Below are 20,331 nucleotides of genomic sequence, written 5' to 3' on the forward strand. Positions count from 1 at the left end.
CCGCGACCGCGGCTAAGCGCCCTTGTCGAGGAACCGCTCCGCATCCAGCGCCGCCATGCAGCCGAAGCCGGCGGAGGTGACGGCCTGGCGATAGACCTGGTCGGCGACATCGCCCGCGGCGAACACGCCCTTGACCGAGGTTTCGGTGGCGCCGCCGGCCAGGCCCGATCGGATGTCGAGGTAGCCGCTGTTCATCGCCAGCTGGCCTTCGAACAGGGCGGTGTTGGGCGTATGGCCGATGGCGACGAAGAAGCCGTGCACGTCGATCTCGCGCGTGCTCCCGTCCTGCACCGACTTCAGGCGCATGCCGGTCACCCCGGCGTCGTTGCCCAGGACTTCGTCGACCACGTGGTGCCAGACCGTCTCGATCTTGCCGGCCGCGACCTTCGTCATCAGCTTGTCCTGCATGATCTTTTCCGCGCGCAGAGTGTCGCGGCGGTGCACCAGGTAGACCTTGCGGGCGATGTTGGACAGGTACAGCGCTTCCTCGACCGCGGTGTTGCCGCCGCCGACCACGGCCACGTCCTGGTCCTTGTAGAAGAAGCCGTCGCAGGTGGCGCAGGCGGACACGCCGCGGCCCATGAACGCCTCCTCCGACTCCAGCCCCAGGTACTTCGCGGTGGCGCCGGTCGCGATCACCAGCGCGTCGCAGGTGTAGCTGCCGCTGTCGCCGACCAGGCGGAACGGACGCTGCGACAGGTCGGCGGTGTGGATGTGGTCGAACACCACCTCGGTCTCGAAGCGTTCGGCATGCGCCTGCATGCGCGCCATCAGGTCCGGGCCGAGCAGGCCGTGGGCGTCGCCCGGCCAGTTGTCGACCTCGGTCGTGGTCATCAGCTGCCCGCCCATCTGCAGGCCGGTGATGACCACGGGCTTGAGGTTGGCGCGCGCGGCGTAGACGGCGGCGGTCCAGCCGGCAGGGCCGGAACCGAGGATGACAAGGCGGATGTGCCGGGGTGCGGAAAGTGACATGTATACTCGCAGGTCGTGAAGTCGCGGCGTATCGAAGCTCATAGCTTGGCGTCGTGACGGCGGCAACACAAGGCGCGAACAGGCCCTGCCGGCGAAACGCAGCGTCCATCGCGCGTCGCGCCGGGCGCACGGCTTCCTCCGGAACCTTGCACGTGCTGCGCGGTTTTTCGCAGGCCCTGACCACGCGGACAACGGCATCGGAGCGGACGCATGCGCATCGGGGTACCGAAGGAAACCAAGGCGCTCGAAGGTCGCGTCGCGCTGGTCCCGGCGGCGGTTGGCGACCTGGTGCGACGCGGCCATGCGGTGTGGATCGAACAAGGTGCCGGGCTGCTGTCCGGCTTCGCGGACGCGGAGTACGAGCGCCTCGGTGCGCGCATCGCGCCCGATGCCGCGACCCTCTACGGGCAGGGCGAACTGATCGTCAAGGTCAAGGAGCCGGTCGATGGCGACCTGGCCCTGCTGCGCGAACACCACCTCCTGTTCTGCTACCTGCATCTGGCGCCCGACCCGGTGCTGGCGCGGCGCCTGCTCGACATCGGCCTGACCGGCATCGCGTTCGAGACCGTCGAGCTCGACAGCGGCGAGCTGCCTTTGCTGGCGCCGATGTCGACGATTGCCGGCAGGATCGCGGTGCAGCTTGGCACCGCCTACCTGCACCAGCCACTGGGCGGCAAGGGCACCCTGCTTGGCGGGCTGCCGTCGACCCCGCGCGGCAAGGTGGTGGTGTTCGGCGCCGGCCAGGCGGGTGGCGCGGCGGTCGCTGCCGCCGCGGCGGGCGGCGCCAACGTGGTGGTGTTCGAGACGCGCCAGGATCGTCGCGACGCGATGATGCGCGTTGGCCAGAACGTCACCACCCTGCATCCCTATGACGACCTCGTCGCGCGTGAGGTGGCGTCGGCCGACCTGGTGATCGGTGCAGTGCTGGTGACCGGCGCGGTCGCCCCGCACGTGCTCACGCGCGAGATGGTCCGGGCGATGGAGGACGGCAGCGTGCTGGTCGACATCGCCATCGACCAGGGCGGCTGCTTCGAGACCTCGCGCCCGACCACCTGGCAGGCGCCGACCTACGTGGAGGAGGGGGTCACCCACTTCTGCGTGACCAACATGCCCGGTGCGGTACCGCGGACCAGCTCCGAGGCGATCTGCGCGGCGATCCTGCCCTGGGTCGACCGTCTGGCCTCGGGCGACTGGCGCGGACACCCGGCGCTGCTGCGCGGCGTCAACGTCGAGGCCGGGCGGCTTGTGCATCCGGCCCTGCAATCGCTGGACCTTTGAATTAAGATCAAGGCATTGGGTCGGTTTCCTAAGGCAGTGGATGACGGTGGCACGCGCGATTCCTGAACGCGGCAAGCGCCCGCGCGCGACGGCGAAAGAAGCCGCGCCGCCGGACCCGCGCCGGCAGCGTCTGCTGCGCGACATCGCGATGATCCTGATCGCGCCGCTGCTGCTGTACCTGCTGGTGTGCCTGGCCACGCATTCGCCCGACGACCCGGGCTGGTTTGTCGCCTCCGGCGGCGGCGTGGCCAGCGAGCTGCACAACGCCGGTGGCCCGGTCGGCGCGCGCATCGCCGACATCCTGCTGGGCCTGACCGGCTACGTCGCCTACCTGCTGCCGCTGATCCTGGGCGCGATCGCCTGGATCGCCCTGTTCGGCATGGATTCGGACGGCGACGGCCGGGTCGATTTCGGTCCGGCGCTGCGCCTGGTCGGCATCGTCGGCTTCGTGGTGGCGGGCACCGGGATGCTGTACCTGCGGCTGGGCAATGTCGAAGGCATGCCGCAGGGCGGTGGCGGCATCCTCGGGCGGCTGGTCGGCAACTCGCTCGACCGCGGCTTCGGCGCACTGGGCGGCAACCTGTTCCTGCTCGCGCTGCTGCTGGTGTCGGTGACCCTGGCCACCGGGCTGTCGTGGCTGGCCGTGGCCGACCGTGTCGGTGGCTGGGTGTTGAGGCTGCCGGAGCTGCTGCGCCGCGGCCGCAAGCAGGCGGCCGACCGCATGGAGGCGCACGAGCGTCGCGCCGAGCGCGTGGAAACGCGCAAGGTCGACACCGAGCTGCGCGCCAAGCGCGAGAAGGTCAGGATCGAACCACCGCCGGCACCGGTGGTGGAAAAGAGCGACCGGGCACGGCGCGAGCAGCAGATCCCGCTGTTCCACGTCGGCGACGGCAGCGGCATCCCGCCGCTGGCCCTGCTGGATGATCCAAAGCCGCAGGTCAAGGGCTACGACGAGGGCACGCTGGAGACGCTGTCCCGGCAGATCGAGTTCAAGCTCAAGGATTTCCGCATCGACGCGCAGGTGGTCGGCGCCTATCCCGGCCCGGTCATCACCCGCTTCGAGATCGAGCCCGCGCCGGGCATCAAGGTCAGCCAGATCAGTTCGCTGGACAAGGACATCGCACGCGGGCTTTCGGTGAAGTCGGTGCGCGTGGTCGACGTGATCCCGGGCAAGGCGGTGATCGGCCTGGAAACGCCCAACACCCATCGCGAGATGATCTATCTCAGCGAGCTGCTGCGCTCGAAGGAATACGACAAGGCCACCAGCCCGCTGACCCTGGCGCTGGGCAAGGACATCGCCGGCCGCCCGACCGTGGCCGATCTTGCGCGCATGCCGCACCTGCTCGTCGCCGGCACCACCGGTTCGGGCAAGTCGGTTGCGGTCAACGCGATGGTGCTGAGCCTGCTGTACAAGGCCTCCGCAAAGGACCTGCGGATGCTGATGATCGACCCGAAGATGCTGGAGCTCAGCGTCTACCAGGGCATCCCGCACCTGCTGGCGCCGGTGGTCACCGACATGAAGGAGGCCGGCAACGGCCTGCGCTGGTGCGTGGCCGAGATGGAGCGGCGCTACAAGCTGATGAGCGCGGTGGGCGTGCGCAACCTCGCCGGCTTCAACAAGAAGGTGCGCGAGGCGCAGGAAGCCGGCCAGCCGCTGCTCGACCCGCTGTTCCGCCCGAACCCCGAGTCCAGCGAGGTCGCCGAGCCGCTGGAGACGCTGCCGTTCATCGTCATCTTCATCGACGAATTCGCCGACATGATGATGATCGTCGGCAAGAAGGTCGAGGAACTGATCGCGCGCCTGGCGCAGAAGGCGCGCGCCGCCGGCATCCACCTGATCCTGGCCACGCAGCGTCCGTCGGTGGACGTGATCACCGGCCTGATCAAGGCCAACATTCCCACGCGCATCGCGTTCCAGGTCTCGAGCAAGATCGATTCGCGCACCATCCTCGACCAGTCCGGCGCCGAGACCCTGCTTGGCCATGGCGACATGCTCTACCTGCCGCCAGGCACGGCGCTGCCCGAACGCGTGCACGGCGCCTTTGTCTCCGACGAGGAGGTGCACCGCGTGGTCGAGCACCTCAAGCAGAGCGGCGGCGGCCCGGATTACGTCGAAGGCGTGCTCGACGAGGCGCAGACCATGTACGACGGCAGCACGATCGGCGCGACCGGACTACCCGAGGCCGGCAGCGCAGCGGGCGACGAGTCCGATCCGCTGTACGACGAGGCGGTGAAGATCGTCACCGAGACGCGGCGTGCGTCGATCTCCGGCGTGCAGCGGCGCTTGAAGATTGGCTACAACCGCGCCGCGCGCCTGGTCGAGGCGATGGAGGCGGCCGGCGTGGTGTCCGCGCCCGAGCACAACGGCGACCGCTCCGTCCTCGCACCCCCGCCGCCCAAGTAGGAGCGTCGCGACGCCGGAGATCGTGTCGGCTGTTGCCCCCACCCCGGCCCTCCCCCGCAGGCGGGGGAGGGAGCAGGAAGGGCGCGATCACGCTGCTCTCCTCCCCCGCAGGCGGGGGAGGGAGCAAGCCGCGGAGAGGGGCGACGCACGTGAGCACGCTCTTCTCCTTCCCCCGCCTGCGGTGGAAGGCCGGGATGGGGGCGCGCGCAGCGCGGACTCCCTTATCCGGTACTCGTCCGTCTTCCACCCCGGTTCCCGTTGTCTTGAACTGGATGGGCGAAGTGCTTGTTCAGCTTGCTGTTTGCAGACTTGCGCTACCCATCCCCGAGGACCGCCTTCCATGATCCGCAATTGCCGCTGGCTGCTTGTCGCAATCGCCCTGCTGGCCGGTGCCGCGCACGCCGGCGCGCGCGAGCAGCTCGACAGCTTCACCCGTGGGCTCAAGGGCCTGGACGGGCAGTTCACCCAGCAGGTCTTCGACGACAACGGCCGCGTCCGCGAGTCGTCCAGCGGTCGCGTCGCGCTGTCGGCGCCGCGCCTGTTCCGCTGGGAATACGAGAAGCCCTATCCGCAGCTGATCGTGGCCGACGGCAAGACCGTCTGGGTCTACGATCCGGACCTCGAGCAGGTCAGCCGGCGCCCACAGGGCAGCGCCGAACAGGACAGCCCGCTCGCCGCACTGCTCGACCCGGCCCGCCTTGACCGGGATTTCCTGGTCGAGGAAGACGGTGAATCGGACGGACTGCAGTGGCTGGTCCTGAAGCCGAAGCAGAACGCCGAGGAGGCCGCATTCCAGAGCGCGCGACTGGGCATGGGCGATACCGGCCTGGCGCGGATGGAGATTGTCGACGCGCTCGGCCAGCGCACGCAGATCCGGTTCAGCGGCTGGAAGCGCAATCCCGCATTTTCCGCCGACACGTTCACCTACACGCCGCCGGCGGGCGTGGACGTGGTCGGCGAGGGCTGACCGGCTCGGCGCTGGCGGCGCCGGACACAGGGAGACGCATGCACGGGCAACCGCAACCGATGATCCGACGCCGCTACGACGCCCGGCTGCTGTTAATCACCGCCTGCCTGGCGACGCTGCCCGCGCTGGCGCAGTCGACCCCGGTGGCGACGTCGCCGGTCCATGTGTCGGCGTCCGTACCGCAGCGTCTTGCGACCAGCGGCGACGAGGCGCTGGACAATGCGGTGGCCGCGGTGGTCGTCGCCGCGCTGGCGGAACAGATGAATACGGCTTCGATCGCAGTGGCCATCGAGTCGTTCGATGTCGCCATCGCCAGCGTGAGCGACCGCACCGTCAGCGGTCAGGGGCGCGTGCGGCTGGGGGATGATGCCGACTGGATCGGGTTCCGGTTCAGCACGCTCTACGACACCACGTTCGCCAGCGCCGGCTATCCGCGGATCCTGATCGGCGGGGTCGCGACCGGCGAGCGCGAAGTACCCAACGATTCGGCGCTCGTACGCCAGCTCGAGGAGCGCGTGGCGGTCGAACTCGACCGGCAATTCGGCAACACCGAGGCGCGACTTCAGCTCGACGACATCAGCACGGTCGAGGGCGGGCGCAGGCTGCTGCGGATCAACGCCCAGGGCATCGCCGATTTCGGCCGCAACGGCAATACGCCGGTGCGCATCGAGGCGCTGTACGACCGCATCGCCAACGCCTGGCAGCGGGTCAACTACGAACTCGGGGTCGCGGCGCGCTGACGCGGGCGTTCGCGCGCCCTGCGAGTCGGTCTTGCTATCGTGGTCGGCCTGTTCCCTGCCTGATCCCCACGCCGTGCCACGCGCCAGGACCTCCCCGCCCGATCAACGCGGCGACCTGCTCACGGTCGATCGCGACGCCCTGCGCCCGCTGGCCGAACGCATACGTCCGCGCACGCTCGACGAAATGGTGGGCCAGCGCCGGCTGGTTTCGCCCGACTCGGCACTGCGCCAGTCGATCGAGGCCGGCGCCGTGCATTCGATGGTGCTGTGGGGGCCGCCTGGCTGCGGCAAGACCACGCTGGCGCTGCTGCTGGCGCGCTATGCCGACGCCGAGTTCCGATCGGTCTCGGCCGTGCTCTCGGGCCTGCCCGAGGTGCGCCAGGTGCTGGCCGAAGCCGCGCATCGGTTTGCCGAAGGCCGCCGCACCGTGCTGTTCGTGGACGAGGTGCACCGCTTCAACAAGGCGCAGCAGGATGCGTTCCTGCCGCATATCGAACGCGGCACGATCGTGTTCGTCGGCGCCACCACCGAGAACCCGTCATTCGAACTGAACTCCGCGCTGCTTTCGCGCTGCCGCGTGCACGTGATGGAGGCAGTCTCGGCCGAAGACATCCACCTCGCGCTTGCGCATGCGCTGGCGGACACCGAGCGCGGCCTTGGCGGACGCGGGCTGCAGATCGAGGATACGCAGCTGCACCTGGTCGCGGTCGCCGCCGACGGCGACGTGCGTCGCGGCCTGACCCTGCTCGAGATCGCCGCCGAGCTGGTGGGCGAGGGCGGCGCGATCACCGATGCGGTGCTGGAGCAGGTGCTGGCCGACCGCACCCGCCGCTTCGACAAGGGTGGTGAGCAGTTCTACGACCAGATATCGGCGCTGCACAAGTCGGTGCGCAGCTCCAATCCCGACGCGGCGCTGTACTGGCTGGCGCGGATGCTCGACGGCGGCTGCGACCCGGTCTACCTGGCGCGGCGCATGACCCGCATGGCGGTCGAGGACATCGGCCTGGCCGATCCGCGCGCGCTGCAGATGGCCGTCGATGCCTGGGACACCTACGACCGCCTCGGCAGCCCAGAGGGCGAACTCGCGCTGGGACAGTTGGCGATCTACCTCGCCAGCACCGCCAAGTCCAACGCCGCCTACGTGGCGTTCAAGGCCGCACGTCGCGACGTGGCCGAGTACGGGACCCAGGACGTGCCGATGCACCTGCGCAACGCGCCGACCAAGCTGATGAAGGAACTCGGCTACGCCAAGGGCTACCAGTACGATCACGACCGCGATGGCGGCGTCGCGCTGGACCAGACCGGATTCCCCGATGCGATGGGCGAGCGGGTGTATTACCAGCCGGTCGAACGCGGGCTGGAGCTCAAGCTCAAGGACAAGCTCGACCGTTTGCGCGAGGCGCGCTCGGGCGCGAAACCCGCGCCTCCGGAGCGCGGCGGATAGCAGTTGGACGTGGCGTGGCAGGCGCGCCAGCGGCTGTTTTCGTAGCGCGCGATCCAACCGAAGTCCCACTCTTCACCGGGTTCCGGCGAAGATGCGCCTTTCCCGAAAGGTGCGTACATGGCGGACGGGACCAGGCGCAGGACGTGGATGCTCGCTGGCGCGGCGGTGGTGGCCCTGCTGCTGCTCGCCTGGGCCGTGGCGCGGATGCGTGGGCCTGCGCTGCCCGGCTACGAGGTGGCCAGCGGCCCGCTGGTGCAGAACGTGGTGGCGACCGGGCGCATTGCGGCGCTGTCGCGCGTCCAGGTGGGCGCGGAAATCGCCGGGCTGGTGCTGGAGCGGCGGGTGATGGAAGGCGATCGTGTTGCGCCCGGCGATGTCTTGGTGCTCCTGCGCGCGCGCGACCTGGAAGCGCGTCGCGACGAGGCGCGCGCGGCGCTGGCCACCCTGCGCGAAGCAGAGCGTCCCGACGCGGAGGCGCGACTGCGCCAGGCGCGCGCCGACCTGGCCCAGGCCGAGCGCGACCTCGCCCGCCGGCGTGAGCTGGGCAGGCGGCAGTTGGTCTCGCGCGAAGACGTCGAACAGGCCGCGCAGGGCGTGGTGGCCGCGCGCGCAGCGGCCGACCAGGCGCAGGTGGCGCTGTCGGCGCTGGCTGGCGGCGCGCGCGAGGCGCAGGCACGAGAACGCCTGGCCGCAACCGAGGCCGACCTGGCGCGCGCCGAGATCCGCGCCACCGTCGCCGGCACCGTGCTGATCCGCAACGTGGAGCCGGGCGATACGGTCAATCCCGGCGACGTGCTGCTCGAGATCGCGCGCGATGCGCCCGGCGAGGTGCTGCTGGCACTGGACGAGAAGAACCTCGACCGGATTGCGGTCGGCCAGTCGGCCACCTGCATCGCCGATGCCTTCCCCGGCCGGCCCTTCGCCGCCATCGTGCACCACATCGCGCCGGGCGTGGATCCTACGCGCGGCACCATCGACGTACGCCTGCGCATCGACCCGGCGGCTGACTACGTGCGCCAGGACATGACCGTGACCGCGACCATCCTCACCGGCCGCAGCGATCGCGCGCTGGCCGTGCCCAACGACGCGCTGCTCGATGCCCGGGCCGGATCCGGGCAGGCCAGCGTCCTGCGCGTGCGCGATGGCCGCGTGCAGCGCAGTCCGGTGCAGCTGGGCCTGCGTGGGCTTGCGATGAGCGAGGTGCTCGAAGGCCTGGAAGCGGGCGACCAGGTGGTCGCCGCGGGCGCCCTCGGGCCGGAAGAGCTGCCCGAAGACGGCGACCGCGTCCGCATCGAGGGCCAGCCCGCCCCCGAGGCCGGTGACGACAGCCGCCGCGGCGAGCTGCCGGCCCAGTTCGACTGACGCCATGTGGATCGAGTCCACCATCGCCATGCGCTTCCTGCGCCATGGCCGTGCGCAGACGATGCTGATCCTGTTCGGGATCGCCGTCGGCGTGGCGGTGATCGTGTTCGTCACCGCGCTGATCGCCGGCCTGCAGGACAACATCATCGACCGCACGCTCGGGACCCAGGCGCACCTGCGCGTGGAGGCGCCGCGTGAGGCCAGCCTGGTCGCGCCCGCGCCGGACGGGAGCCTGCAACTGGTGCTGGAGGATCCGCGCCCGCAATCGCTGCGACCGATCGACAACTGGCTGCAGGTGCGCGATGTGCTGGACCGGCTGCCCGGCGTCACCGCGGTGTCGCCGCTGGTGTCGGGCCCGGCCTTCGGCCGCCGCGGCGCGGCGGTGGAGTCGGTGGCGGTGGTGGGCGTCGACCTGCCGCGCTACCTGCAGGTGATCCCGCTCGACGAGAACATGGTCGAGGGGCGTCTCGAAGTGGGGTCGGGCAATGCCGTGGTCGGCCGCCAGCTCGCCGAGGACCTTGGCCTGCGCCTGGGCGGCAAGCTGCGGCTCGAGGCCGGTGACGGTCGCGACGCCGTGGTCAACGTGGCCGGCATCTTCGAGCTGGGCGTGCGCGAGCTCGACGCGCGCTACGTCTATGTCGACCTCAAGCAGGCGCAGTCGCTGCTGGCGCTGCCCGGCGGGGTGACGGTGATCGACGTGACCGTGCAGGACCTGTTCGCCGCCGACCGGGTGGCCGCGCGCGTGCGCGGACTCACCGGGCTGCAGGCCGAGAGCTGGATGGAAAGCAATGCCCAGCTGATGAACGCGCTGAGCTCGCAGAGCCTGTCCACCCGCATGATCAGCTTGTTCGTGGCGATCTCGGTCGCGCTGGGCATCGCCAGCGTGCTGGCGGTCAGCGTGGCCCAGCGCACGCGCGAGATCGGCATCCTGCGCGCCATGGGCACGCGTCGCGCGCAGATGCTGCGCGTGTTCCTGGTGCAGGGCGCGGTGCTGGGGCTGGCGGGTTCGGCGATCGGCGCGCTGTCCGGGCTGGGACTGGTGGCGGTATTCAACAACTTCGGCCCCAAGCTGTTCTTCATCCCGCTGCCGCCCGCGCTGGTGCCGGCGGCTATGGGTCTGGCCACCGTTGCCGGCATGGCGGCCGCCTACGTGCCGGCCTCCCGCGCCTCGCGCATGGACCCGGTGGAGGCGATCCGTGGTTGAGCCGCGCGAAGTGCTGCGCCTGGAAGGCCTGCGCAAGTCCTACAACATCGGCCAGCCCAACGAGGTGGAGGTGCTGCACGGCGTCGACCTGCGCGTGGACAGCGCGGACTTCGCCGCGCTGGTCGGGCCGTCCGGATCCGGCAAGAGCACCTTGCTCAACCTGATCGGCCTGCTCGACTCGCCGACCGGAGGCGAACTCCACCTGCTCGGCGAGCCCACCCGCGAGATGGACGATGAAGCCCGCACCGAGCTGCGCGGGCGCCGCATCGGCTTCGTGTTCCAGTTCCACCACCTGATCAACGCGTTCACCGCGCTGGAGAACGTGCTGATGCCGTGGATGGTCGCCAATGGCCGGCCGGACCGCGGGATCACCGACACCGCCCGCGGCCTGTTGGCCGCGGTGGGGCTGGAAAAGTTCGTCGACCGCAGGCCCGACCAGCTCTCCGGCGGCCAACAGCAGCGCGTGGCGATTGCGCGTGCGCTGGTCACCAGGCCGGCCCTGCTGCTGGCGGACGAACCGACCGGAAACCTCGACACGAAGACGGCGGCGGAGGTGTTCGAACTGCTGCGCCGCTTCAACCAACAGTTCGGATGCGCGGTGCTGGTGGTGACGCACGACCCGCGCCTGTCGGAAACCTGCGACCGCACGGTCAACCTGGTGGACGGCTGCATCGTGTCGGACGAGCGGCGTGAAAAAGCCGGGACCGCGCGAGGACAGTTGGGGCCTTCAGGACAGTCCGGCTGAGGCCGCCCGGTGGCATTGCCTGCACCCAGAAACAGAAAACCCGGCGCAGGGCCGGGTTTCGTGCAAGGGTCTGGCCTTGTGTGGTGGGCGGTGCAGGGTTCGAACATGCGACCCTCGCCGTGTGAAGGCGATTTGGCGGGCCATGTCTTCAAAGGCTTACGCAGTAAACGATTGATTTGTAATGCAGCACGGCGCCGCGATACTTCGCGATACAATCCCGTTTGCTGGCATGGTGCTGGCATGGGGAGGAAGTGATGGCATCCACGCTGTCCATGAAAGACGTTGAAGCCGCGCGCCCGAAGGTTAGCGCGTACAGATTGCACGACGGCAAAGTTCCTGGCCTGTCGCTGCGCGTGTTGCCATCCGGCGTGAAGTCATGGTGCGTGACTTGGGCACGCAATCGGGATATGGCGCTCGGGAAATACCCCGCCGTCACCTTGGAGGCCGCCCGTGCGAAAGCGCGCGCCAAGCTCGCCGAGGCGGATAAGCACGGGGCGCCGCTGGCGATCATCGAGGCCGCCAAGCCGAATGGTGGGCGCGTGTTGACGTTGCGCCAGTTCGTCGATGGCGACTATCGGACTTGGGCGCGGCATGAGCTGAAGCGTGGACAGGAAGCCGTGAACCGCGTCCTGTCGGTGTTCGAACCGCTAGCCGGCACCCCGCTGCCGGAAATCAATCGCAAGGCCGTGGAAGGCATCATCACCCAGCGACGCACCGCCGGTGTGTCCAAGGCGACAACGAATCGCGACCTGACCGGGATCAAGGCCGTACTGTCCAAGGCCGTCGAATGGCACCTGCTGGACACCCATCCCCTGGCCGGCGTGAAGCCGTCCAAGGTCACGACCGGGAACGTCGTGCGCTACCTGTCACAGGTCGAGGAAAGGCGCTTGCGCGACGCCTTGGCGAGGCGCGAGGCATCCCGGCGCGCGCACCGTGAATCAGGGAACAAGTGGTGCAAGGAACGCGGCGGGGACGGGCGCGCCCTGTGGCCCGTCGACGGCTTCACGGACCACCTGATGCCGATGGTCCTGGTCGCCATGAATACCGGCCTGCGCCGCGGCGAGTTGTTCGGCCTGCGATGGGAGGACGTGAACCTAGCCGGGAAGTCGCTGGAGGTAACAGCGGGCAACGCGAAGTCGCAGAAGACCAGGCACGTACCCCTAAATGGCGAAGCGCTGGACGTGTTGAAACGCTGGAAGAATCAGGGCAGCGACGACGGTCTGGTGTTCCCGAGTCCTGGCGGCGGGCGCTTCGATAACATTCAATCGTCCTGGGAAGGGCTGACGGCTGATGCGAAGCTGGTCAAATTTCGATTCCATGACCTTCGGCACGACTTCGCGTCGAAGCTGGTCATGGCCGGCGTCGACTTGAATTCGGTTCGCGAGCTACTTGGCCACGGCGATATCAAGATGACGCTTCGCTATGCACACCTGGCGCCGGACAAGCTGGCGGATGCGGTCGCTAGGATCGAGCGCGTTTAAACGCTGCAAGCATTCCTGCAATCAACTTGTGGCCACGTAGTAGGCATCTTGCACACGTCGCAAGCATCGCGACGTATCGCAAGGGCCACGCAGCATGCACCGCATCGAAAAGTTGAAGCTGTCTCTCCGCGACATCGCGGAGATGACGGGCGAGTCTCTCCACCTAATTCACGACGCAATCAACGCGGGACACCTGGACACGTTCCTGGTGGGACGCCGTCGATTCGCAAGACCCGCGGCCGTCAGCGCTTGGGTCGACTTCCTGGAATCGCGCAGCAAGGCGGGTAGTCCGGTCTGTTACCGGGCCAGGCCGACGGGCCGTGCGGCTGCGAGGCCAGCATGACGCAAGCCGCGTATCCGCTTCCGGCAGAGCGGTTTCCAGAGCATGTCGCGGCCATTCGCGCAGCCACAACGCCGGCAGAGCTAGTGAATGCTGCGGCGCGGTTCGCATTCGCGACGCTGTTCGTCGCACACGCAACGGGGCGCGCATGCGAGATCACGCGCACCGCTGTAGCAGCCGAAATCAGGTCTTACTCGCGCGTCTCCAAGGTGAAGAACACGATGCCGAAACGCTTCATCGACACGCTGGTGATGCGAGTCGATAAAGCTGCACGGGAGTTCGCACGTTGAGTAGGCAGATCGACGCACTGCTGGCAGGCGTTGCCGCGCTGGCAGCCGACAAGGCCGACGACGCAACCGCTTCCGCGCTGCGCGACCGCCATGACGCAGCCATTGCCCTGGCGCAGCTCGATGTTCCCCTGGAAGACCCTGCAAAGGTCTACCACTCCAAGCAGATCGAATGCCGTCGTGACAAGGAGTCCGGCGAACCCGTGTTCGCGCGAGCGCTAGGCACGACAGAGAACCTGGCGCGCCTGGTCGACGCGTACGGCGTGCAGATTCGATACAACGAGCTGTCGCGAGATATCGAAGTCAGCGTCGCGGGTCGGCTTCGCGATGGCGAACTAGCGCGCAACACGAATCTGGCGCTTGTCGAGGACCTGTGTCGGATCAACAACTATCCGCACACGCAGGCCGCCGGCAACATCCAAGCTGTCGCGGAGCGAAGCGCGTACAACCCTGCGATCGACTGGATTCGGTCGACGCCGTGGGACGGGAAGACAAGGTTCGAAACACTCTTCGAATGCCTGACGCTGACCGATCCTTCGAAGGCGCAGATTTCGTGGACACTGTTCTGCAAGTGGCTTCGCGGCGCGGCGGCGATCCTTTGCGGCCGTGCATCGAAGTTTGAGCACGTTCTAGTGCTAGTCGATCCGACTGGCGGGATCGGAAAGACCAGGTTCTTCAATACGCTTTGCCCGCCCGCTTTCCAGGCGGACGGCGTCGCGCTCAACGTCAACGACAAAGACTCGATCCTTCACGTCGTGAGCAAGTGGCTCGTTGAACTTGGCGAGATCGGAGCTACGTTCAGCAAGTCGGACACCGAAGCACTGAAGGCATTTCTAAGCCGCAGCTTTGACGAAGTCCGGCCGCCGTACGCGCGCGCTGCAAATCAGTATCCGCGCCGCACCGCATTCTTCGGAAGCGTCAACAACGTCCGATTCCTCATGGACGACACGAACAACCGCCGATTCTGGCCAATCGAAGTGAGCGCGGTCGACTACCAGCACGGCATCGACATGCAGCAAGTATGGGCGGAAGCGTTGCACCAGGTTGAAGCTGGCGAGCGATGGCATCTGAACCCGGACGAGAACCGCGCGGTTGGCGAGTACAACGAAGGGTTCCGGAGCATGGACCGGGTCGAAGAACTGATCCTCGCGAGCTATGACAAGGACGCGCTGCCAAGTCGATACCTGTCCGCGACTGACGTCCTGGAAGAAGTCGGCGTGCAGCACCCAAAGCAGACCGACACCAGAAGGGCATCTGCCCTGCTTCGAAAGCTGTTCGGCCACAAGGTGGCGAAGGGTTACACCGTCTACCACCTGCCCTATGCGCGGAAGCGTGCAAATCACTTGTCGAGGGTGCCGGATCGGTACGCAGACAGCCCGCTGTGACTCGACTCGTCACCCGTCACCAACTCGTCACCACCACCGCAACCCATTGATACGCATTGGGGAACTGGCGCTAGGTGACGAGTGGTGACCACTTTAAAGAATTTGATTCAAGACAGATTACGGCTGTGTATTGCGCTTTGAAACTCTTGAAACTCGCCACCACCACCACCCGCCACCCTGCCTGTGGATAAGCCCCAAGGTACTTCCCGACGGGGGTGCCATGCGGGGTCGCTGACACCGCGGGAATCGCGGTGTGCGTGGGGTTCGGAATCGCATTTGTTGTTCAGCCTGAAGGGCGGAGACGCCGGGAATTCATGTCGAAAGGCAGCGGCCAGAAAGTAAACCGGAAGCAACTTGCGGACGTGTTCGGAATTTCACTTCCGACCGTGGACGCATGGGTCCGGTCGGGCTGCCCGTTCGATCAAAAGGGCGAGCGCGGGCGGGAGTGGGCATTCGATACCGCCGACGTCATGCGCTGGCGCGAACAGCTGGCACGCGACGACGCCGGCGGCCAGGACGTGCAGGATTCCGAAGCGCTGAAGCGCCGGAAGATGGCGGCTGAAGTGAAGATGGCCGAGCTGGAATTGCTGCAGCGCATGGGCCAGGTCGCCGACCTGGGGGCCGTCGAGCGCGCATGGTCCCGAATGTTCGCCGAGCTGCAAAGCAACCTGCGCGGCTCGTTCGTCACGCGCTGCGAGAAGCAACTGATAGGCGAGACGGATAGCAGGGCGTTTAAACGCGTTCTGTTGTCGGAAGTGTACTCGTCGCTTGAAACGCTCGCCGACATGGACCTTGGCGAGGAGGAAGACGCAAGCATTCCTGCAATGGTTCAAGCGCTCTGAAGAATTGACAATCCCCCCATGAGCCGAAAAGAGAACGCCGCAGCATGACCGACCGCACACGCACCACCAGTTCTAACGGCTTCGCCGAATCGCTTCGCTCCACGTGGGCCGAAGCGGAGCGCGCGCAGCCTTACCGCGAGCGCCACAACAGTGGCATCCCCGCCGAGTACCGCCATCTTGGACCCGATCCGCAGATGATCCCGGCCAATCTGCAGCGCGGAATTTTCGCCTCTATGGCGGACGTCACGCTTGGCCGTTCGTTCGGCGAAGGCGGTAACCTCGTCCGCGCACCGGGAGCGAAGCCGGCCGGCAAGTCGACGACGCTCGACAGGGCGGTCATCGCGCAATCGCGCGTCGCATCCGTCGGCGCGAACGTCCTGGTGCTGCGCGACACGCGCAAGGCGCGCGCTGTCGGGCCGACGGGCAATGTCGTCGCGGAGAAGAATCCTGCGGAGTTCCGCAGCACGGAAGCCGCCCCGTTCGAAACTGTCGACATCGACACCGAAGCGGCCGTCACCGTCTCCGACCTGCCGACCAGTGTCGCCAGGTTCGAATGGGATGAAGCCGTCGCCAAGAGCTACTGTGTCGAGGTATCCCGTCGACGCCTTCGCGAGATCGGAGAGGCCCATTTCTTCGACCAGCTGGAGGTGGCGCTGACACTCGGTCTGGCGCGTTGCGCCGACTCGGTCCTGCTGGCGGCGATCAATGCAGCAGCGCCGGAAGGCTTCACCCTGGCGCGCGCTGCGTCCGCAGGGCTGAAGTTCGACGAGCTGCGCGGCGTGGCCGGCACGGCTGGCACCGGTGCCACCATCGCCGCCGACGGGACGCTTCGCGTCGCCGGCCTGCCCGGCGAGCTGACCGGCGACATGGCAGGCAGCCTGGCTGGTGCCTGGAACCGCGTTGCGGTCGCGGTACGCGACGACTTCGAGGTCATCATGCAGCGCACGAGCGTCGACGGCAGCATGCGCATCACGGTGTGGTCGCACTTCCTGCCGCTTGTGCCTTCCGTCAACACCCTTTGGGCTGTCGCGTGAGCCAGCCCGACGAAACTGCCGGCGGTCGACGCTTGCTTCCCCGCTTTCTCTCCTTGGGCGGGCGAAGTGCGTCGGAGCGTCGACTGCCGGCATCTACTCCCGTCACGGAGCTTCCTCGCATTCTGCAGCTTGCGATCGATGGCGCACGTTTCGTAGCTCGCGAGCCAGATGACGACGGCGAACGCATCGCCGTGTTCTGCAACGAACTCGGCGGCGCATGGATATACGACCGTGCCGAGGCCGTGCGGCGTATCCAGAAGCGGTTCCCCGAGCTATCTGACGACGCGACTGCGGTGGCTGCGCGCTACCTGGAGAACCACCTGCGCGCGCATCTCCGCGAGGTCACTCGACCCGCTCACAAACCCAAATCCGGCTTGACGCATTGGGCGCAAGGCTGGGCAACCCGGCAGGACTACCAGGCATGAACAAAGAACACTCCGTTAGCGTCACAGTCTCGACCCGTTTCGTGAAGGCTGTCGCGCCGTTCTGTATCAAGGGCGCGATCGTCGGTTCGGGTGAGATTGCCGAGATCAGCCTGATCGAGGCCGCTGACCTGATCCGGCGTCGCCGCGCGGTTGTGGCGACCGAAGCCGAAGTCACGGCCGCGCAAACGGTCGTGCGATCCGGGACGGTCGATCCTGGTCCCGATCCGCAGTCCTGGCGCGCCGCTGTTACGTCTTCCTTCGCTGAAGGGCAGGCGTAACCGTGACGCCTGCTGAAGTCAAAGCAGTCCGGATCGAGCTGAAGTCGATCATCCGTGATGCATGGGCGATCCACGCGTCTACCCGCGATCCGCGCGACGAAGCAATAGCGAGACAGGTCGAAGCGGACTGCCGCGCGATGCTGGCGACGCTGCCGGTCTCGCGGACTCCGAAGCTTCCGCCGTCTCACGCTGCCCGCAAGCGCAGGGCGAAGAAGGGAATGAAACGCCTGAATCCTGGTGCATCCATCCTGGCGCAGGTTCGCGCGCTTGCTATCTGAATTCCGGTCGACGGCGTCCCTTCCTGCGCATGAGTCAATGGTTGCGGATGTCATCGGGCGCGGCGCCGCAATTGCCCTTTCCCATAGGGTGTTCCACAGAAACGCATTCCGACACGGCCGCGAGTCCATTCGTGGCGTGTTGTACGTCCCTAGGGTTCCAACGGCTAGGTTGATTGATCTATCTGGCGACGGCCAGGTCGCGGCAGCGCTTTGCGAGCACTTTCATGGCGAACAGCTTTTGTTCAGCGGCTGCCGCCTCGCTATCAAGCAGCTCCAACATCATTGCATCCGCTGGCTCTTTCAGCGCGGCACAAGCATGAAGCATCTCTCGGCGCTGTCTGGATTGCACCAGGAGCATATCCGCAAGCTTGTTCGTGGCGAGCCTTCTGGACCTGTCGAGATGACTGACTTATCCCGTCAGAAACGCGAGCTTTGGGCAATCAGCTTTCTACTCAACAAACGGCCAGTCGGCCTGGATTAGCAGCACATGGCCGGAAAGCAAATCAAAGCATCCATCATCATCGGCGGCGGCGTCAGCAGCGCGTTTCGTTCTGCGCTGTCGTCGACGAAGGGCGGACTAAAGGCGATCGGCGACGAAATCGCGAAGGTCGAGCGCAAACAGCGCTTGATGGCGCGCGGTATCGACACGTTCGGCCGCATGGGAAAGAACGTCGACGGCCTGCGTCAGCAGTACGCCGCGCTGACGCGCGACGCGGAACGACTGCGCGCCGCGCAGCAACGTCTCGCCGACGTGCAGGGCCGCATCGAACGCAACACCGCGCGGCGCAAGGAAGTCGGCGGCCAGCTTCGCGGCGCCGTCGGCGCGCTCGGCGCCGTCGCTGCGGCGGCATTCTTCCCGGTGCGCGAGGCGATCAAGTTCGAAGACGCGATGCTCGGCGTGCAGAAACAGCTCGACGGTGCGCGCGATTCGTCGGGCAACCTGACGCCCGTATTTTTCAACATGGGCCGGGACATCCAGAAGCTCGGCCGGGAAATCCCGATCGCGACGAACAAGCTCGCGGACATGGTCGCGGCCGGCCTGCGCATGGGCATTTCCAGCGACGACGTCCTGGGGTTCACGCGCGACACCGCGAAGATGGCGACCGCCTTCGAAATGGAGGAGGGGCCGCTAGCGGAAAGCATGGGCAGGATCTCCGGCATCTTCAAGATTCCGATTTCCGCCATCGGCGAGCTTGGCGACGCGATCAACTATCTGGACGACAACGCGATCGCGAAGGGTTCGGACATTATCAGCGTCATGCAAGGCGACCTGGCCGGCGCCGCTGCGACGATGGGGCTGTCTGCAAAGAACGCTGCTGCCCTGGCGTCGACGTTCCTGACGCTCGGCGAATCGGCAGAGCGCGCCGACACCGCGGCGGCCGGCATGATGCGGCAGCTGCAGGTCGCGAAGATGAATCCGAAGCGCTTTCAAGTCGGCGTGCAGATGCTGGGATTGAGCGCCGATCGCCTGCAAAAAGGCATGATCGACGACCCGCAAGCGATGATCCTGGACGTCCTGGGCCGGATCAAGTCGCTTCCGGTAGAGCAGCAGATGGAAGCTGTTACGCGCCTGTTCGGCAAGGATTGGGGCGGCGCTATCGCCAAGCTCGCGAACGGCGTCGACACGTACCGCCGACAGCTGGAGCTTGCGAACGGCGCTGCGGCGAAAGGCAGCATGTCGCGCGAGTTCGAAGCGCGCGTGAAGACGATGTCCGCGCAGTGGCAGATGACGAAGAACCGCATCGGAGAGGCGGCGACCGTGATCGGCAGTGCCCTGGTGCCGTCCATCACACGCCTGATGCAATCGGTCGATCCGATGATCGAGCGATTCACGGAGTTTTCGCGGAACAACCCTGGTGTGATCAAGGGTATTGTCGGCATGGCGTTTGCGCTGACGGGCCTGCGCGTCGTGGCACTCGGCGCGAAGTTCGCGTGGCTGTCGCTGATGTCGCCGGTGCTGAAGGTGCAGGCGCTGTTCGCCAGGTTCCAAGCCGCGCGCGCGATCGCGCAGGCAAGCGGACAGGTGGGTCGACTTGGGGGCGTGCTGATGCGCGTCGGCAGCGTTGTGCGCGCCGTGGGCACGGCGATCGCGGCGATCGGTGGGGGACCGATCGCCCTTGCTGTCGCCGCGCTCACGGCTGGCGCCTTGCTGGTGCGCAAATACTGGCAGCCGATCCACGCATGGATCGGCGGCGTGTTCACCGGCATTGCCGAAGCGGCCGGGCCGGCAATGTCTGCACTCGGCGAATCGCTGGCCGCGTTGCGGCCGGCCTGGAATCAGCTGTCGGGCGCGATCGGCAAGGCGTGGGATTGGGTTATGAAGTTCCTTGCGCCGGTGCAGATGACGTCGGAAGAATTCGCGAACGCCGCTTCGGCGGGGGAGACCTTCGGGCGCGTCGTCGGCAGCGTGCTGTCTTTCCTGGTGCGCCGCTTGACCGATGTCGTCCGCTTGATTGGATGGGTTGCGAGTAACTGGGACAAGGTGTCGGCCGTCGGCCGCATGCTGACGCCGGGCGGCCTGGTGGAAGGCGTGCGCCGGGTTGCCAGCGCATGGGGTGGGGAGTCCGAAGGCGGCGCGCTGCCAGGGCTTGCGCGCGGCCGTCCCGCGGATGGTATGCCGAAGGCGCCGCCGCCGTGGGTGAAGGCCGCCGGCACGACCGTCACCGATGCGTCGACGCATACGTATCACATCACGCAGCAGCCGGGCGAGTCGTCCGAAGCGCTGGCAGAACGGCTTGAGCGCGAGCGTCGGCGCAAGGCGGAAGCAAATCGCCGCGGCTCCCTGGTGGACGCGGTCGCCTAGCAGGACGACAGGGACGGCAGCTTGTCCCCGTAATCCTGCAAGTGATTGATATACAACAATAT

At 67.1% G+C, this 20,331-nt stretch carries 19 protein-coding genes; 18 read left to right on the forward strand and 1 reads right to left on the reverse strand.

All coding sequences use genetic code 11. From position 1 onward, the window contains the following. Window positions 1–12: 12 nt before the first annotated feature. Complete coding sequence (gene trxB / locus ACW5DW_RS06875) at window positions 13–972, reverse strand: thioredoxin-disulfide reductase (RefSeq protein ID WP_457018015.1); 960 nt, start codon at window positions 970–972, stop codon at window positions 13–15. Between the two features lie 210 nt (window positions 973–1,182). On the opposite strand from trxB, the gene ACW5DW_RS06880 reads away from it, so the two are divergent. From ACW5DW_RS06880 to ACW5DW_RS06965, 18 genes are all read left to right on the forward strand, one after another. After that, a complete protein-coding gene (locus tag ACW5DW_RS06880) occupies window positions 1,183–2,250 on the forward strand; it encodes an alanine dehydrogenase (RefSeq protein WP_457018016.1) in 1,068 nt (355 codons plus the stop codon). A gap of 46 nt (window positions 2,251–2,296) precedes the next feature. Then, window positions 2,297–4,654 carry a DNA translocase FtsK gene (locus ACW5DW_RS06885; protein ID WP_457018426.1) on the forward strand — a complete coding sequence of 786 codons (2,358 nt, stop codon included), beginning with the start codon at window positions 2,297–2,299 and terminating at the stop codon, window positions 4,652–4,654. A gap of 340 nt (window positions 4,655–4,994) precedes the next feature. Next, on the forward strand, window positions 4,995–5,621 hold the full coding sequence (gene lolA / locus ACW5DW_RS06890) for an outer membrane lipoprotein chaperone LolA (protein WP_457018017.1): 627 nt from the start codon (window positions 4,995–4,997) through the stop codon (window positions 5,619–5,621). A gap of 59 nt (window positions 5,622–5,680) precedes the next feature. After that, the gene (locus ACW5DW_RS06895) at window positions 5,681–6,361 is read left to right on the forward strand and encodes a hypothetical protein (protein WP_457018018.1); all 681 of its coding nucleotides are present in this window, start codon (window positions 5,681–5,683) and stop codon (window positions 6,359–6,361) included. A gap of 73 nt (window positions 6,362–6,434) precedes the next feature. Next, window positions 6,435–7,805, forward strand: coding sequence for a replication-associated recombination protein A (locus ACW5DW_RS06900; RefSeq protein ID WP_457018019.1), 1,371 nt, complete (start codon window positions 6,435–6,437; stop codon window positions 7,803–7,805). A 117-nt stretch (window positions 7,806–7,922) separates the two neighbouring features. Further along, window positions 7,923–9,167 carry an efflux RND transporter periplasmic adaptor subunit gene (locus tag ACW5DW_RS06905; RefSeq protein ID WP_457018020.1) on the forward strand — a complete coding sequence of 415 codons (1,245 nt, stop codon included), beginning with the start codon at window positions 7,923–7,925 and terminating at the stop codon, window positions 9,165–9,167. A 4-nt stretch (window positions 9,168–9,171) separates the two neighbouring features. Continuing rightward, on the forward strand, window positions 9,172–10,371 hold the full coding sequence (locus ACW5DW_RS06910; protein ID WP_457018021.1) for an ABC transporter permease: 1,200 nt from the start codon (window positions 9,172–9,174) through the stop codon (window positions 10,369–10,371). Beyond that, window positions 10,364–11,116, forward strand: coding sequence for an ABC transporter ATP-binding protein (locus tag ACW5DW_RS06915; protein WP_457018022.1), 753 nt, complete (start codon window positions 10,364–10,366; stop codon window positions 11,114–11,116). The genes ACW5DW_RS06910 and ACW5DW_RS06915 overlap by 8 nt, the downstream gene beginning before the upstream one ends. 254 nt (window positions 11,117–11,370) lie before the next feature. Further along, a complete protein-coding gene (locus tag ACW5DW_RS06920) occupies window positions 11,371–12,597 on the forward strand; it encodes a tyrosine-type recombinase/integrase (RefSeq protein WP_457018023.1) in 1,227 nt (408 codons plus the stop codon). Between the two features lie 339 nt (window positions 12,598–12,936). Further along, entirely contained in the window at window positions 12,937–13,227 is a 291-nt protein-coding gene (locus ACW5DW_RS06925) for a hypothetical protein (protein WP_457018024.1), read from the forward strand. After that, on the forward strand, window positions 13,224–14,609 hold the full coding sequence (locus ACW5DW_RS06930) for a VapE domain-containing protein (RefSeq protein WP_457018025.1): 1,386 nt from the start codon (window positions 13,224–13,226) through the stop codon (window positions 14,607–14,609). Before ACW5DW_RS06925 ends, ACW5DW_RS06930 begins: the two co-directional genes overlap by 4 nt. A gap of 314 nt (window positions 14,610–14,923) precedes the next feature. After that, complete coding sequence (locus ACW5DW_RS06935; RefSeq protein WP_457018026.1) at window positions 14,924–15,451, forward strand: terminase small subunit; 528 nt, start codon at window positions 14,924–14,926, stop codon at window positions 15,449–15,451. Between the two features lie 44 nt (window positions 15,452–15,495). Continuing rightward, on the forward strand, window positions 15,496–16,485 hold the full coding sequence (locus tag ACW5DW_RS06940; RefSeq protein ID WP_457018027.1) for a hypothetical protein: 990 nt from the start codon (window positions 15,496–15,498) through the stop codon (window positions 16,483–16,485). After that, the gene (locus ACW5DW_RS06945) at window positions 16,482–16,910 is read left to right on the forward strand and encodes a hypothetical protein (RefSeq protein ID WP_457018028.1); all 429 of its coding nucleotides are present in this window, start codon (window positions 16,482–16,484) and stop codon (window positions 16,908–16,910) included. Before ACW5DW_RS06940 ends, ACW5DW_RS06945 begins: the two co-directional genes overlap by 4 nt. Further along, window positions 16,907–17,188, forward strand: coding sequence for a hypothetical protein (locus ACW5DW_RS06950; RefSeq protein WP_457018029.1), 282 nt, complete (start codon window positions 16,907–16,909; stop codon window positions 17,186–17,188). The genes ACW5DW_RS06945 and ACW5DW_RS06950 overlap by 4 nt, the downstream gene beginning before the upstream one ends. A gap of 2 nt (window positions 17,189–17,190) precedes the next feature. After that, window positions 17,191–17,466 carry a hypothetical protein gene (locus ACW5DW_RS06955; RefSeq protein WP_457018030.1) on the forward strand — a complete coding sequence of 92 codons (276 nt, stop codon included), beginning with the start codon at window positions 17,191–17,193 and terminating at the stop codon, window positions 17,464–17,466. A 169-nt stretch (window positions 17,467–17,635) separates the two neighbouring features. Beyond that, complete coding sequence (locus ACW5DW_RS06960) at window positions 17,636–17,947, forward strand: hypothetical protein (protein WP_457018031.1); 312 nt, start codon at window positions 17,636–17,638, stop codon at window positions 17,945–17,947. A gap of 6 nt (window positions 17,948–17,953) precedes the next feature. After that, on the forward strand, window positions 17,954–20,269 hold the full coding sequence (locus tag ACW5DW_RS06965; protein WP_457018032.1) for a phage tail tape measure protein: 2,316 nt from the start codon (window positions 17,954–17,956) through the stop codon (window positions 20,267–20,269). The last annotated feature ends 62 nt before the right edge of the window (window positions 20,270–20,331 follow it).

The organism is Luteimonas sp. A482 (assembly GCF_054072655.1).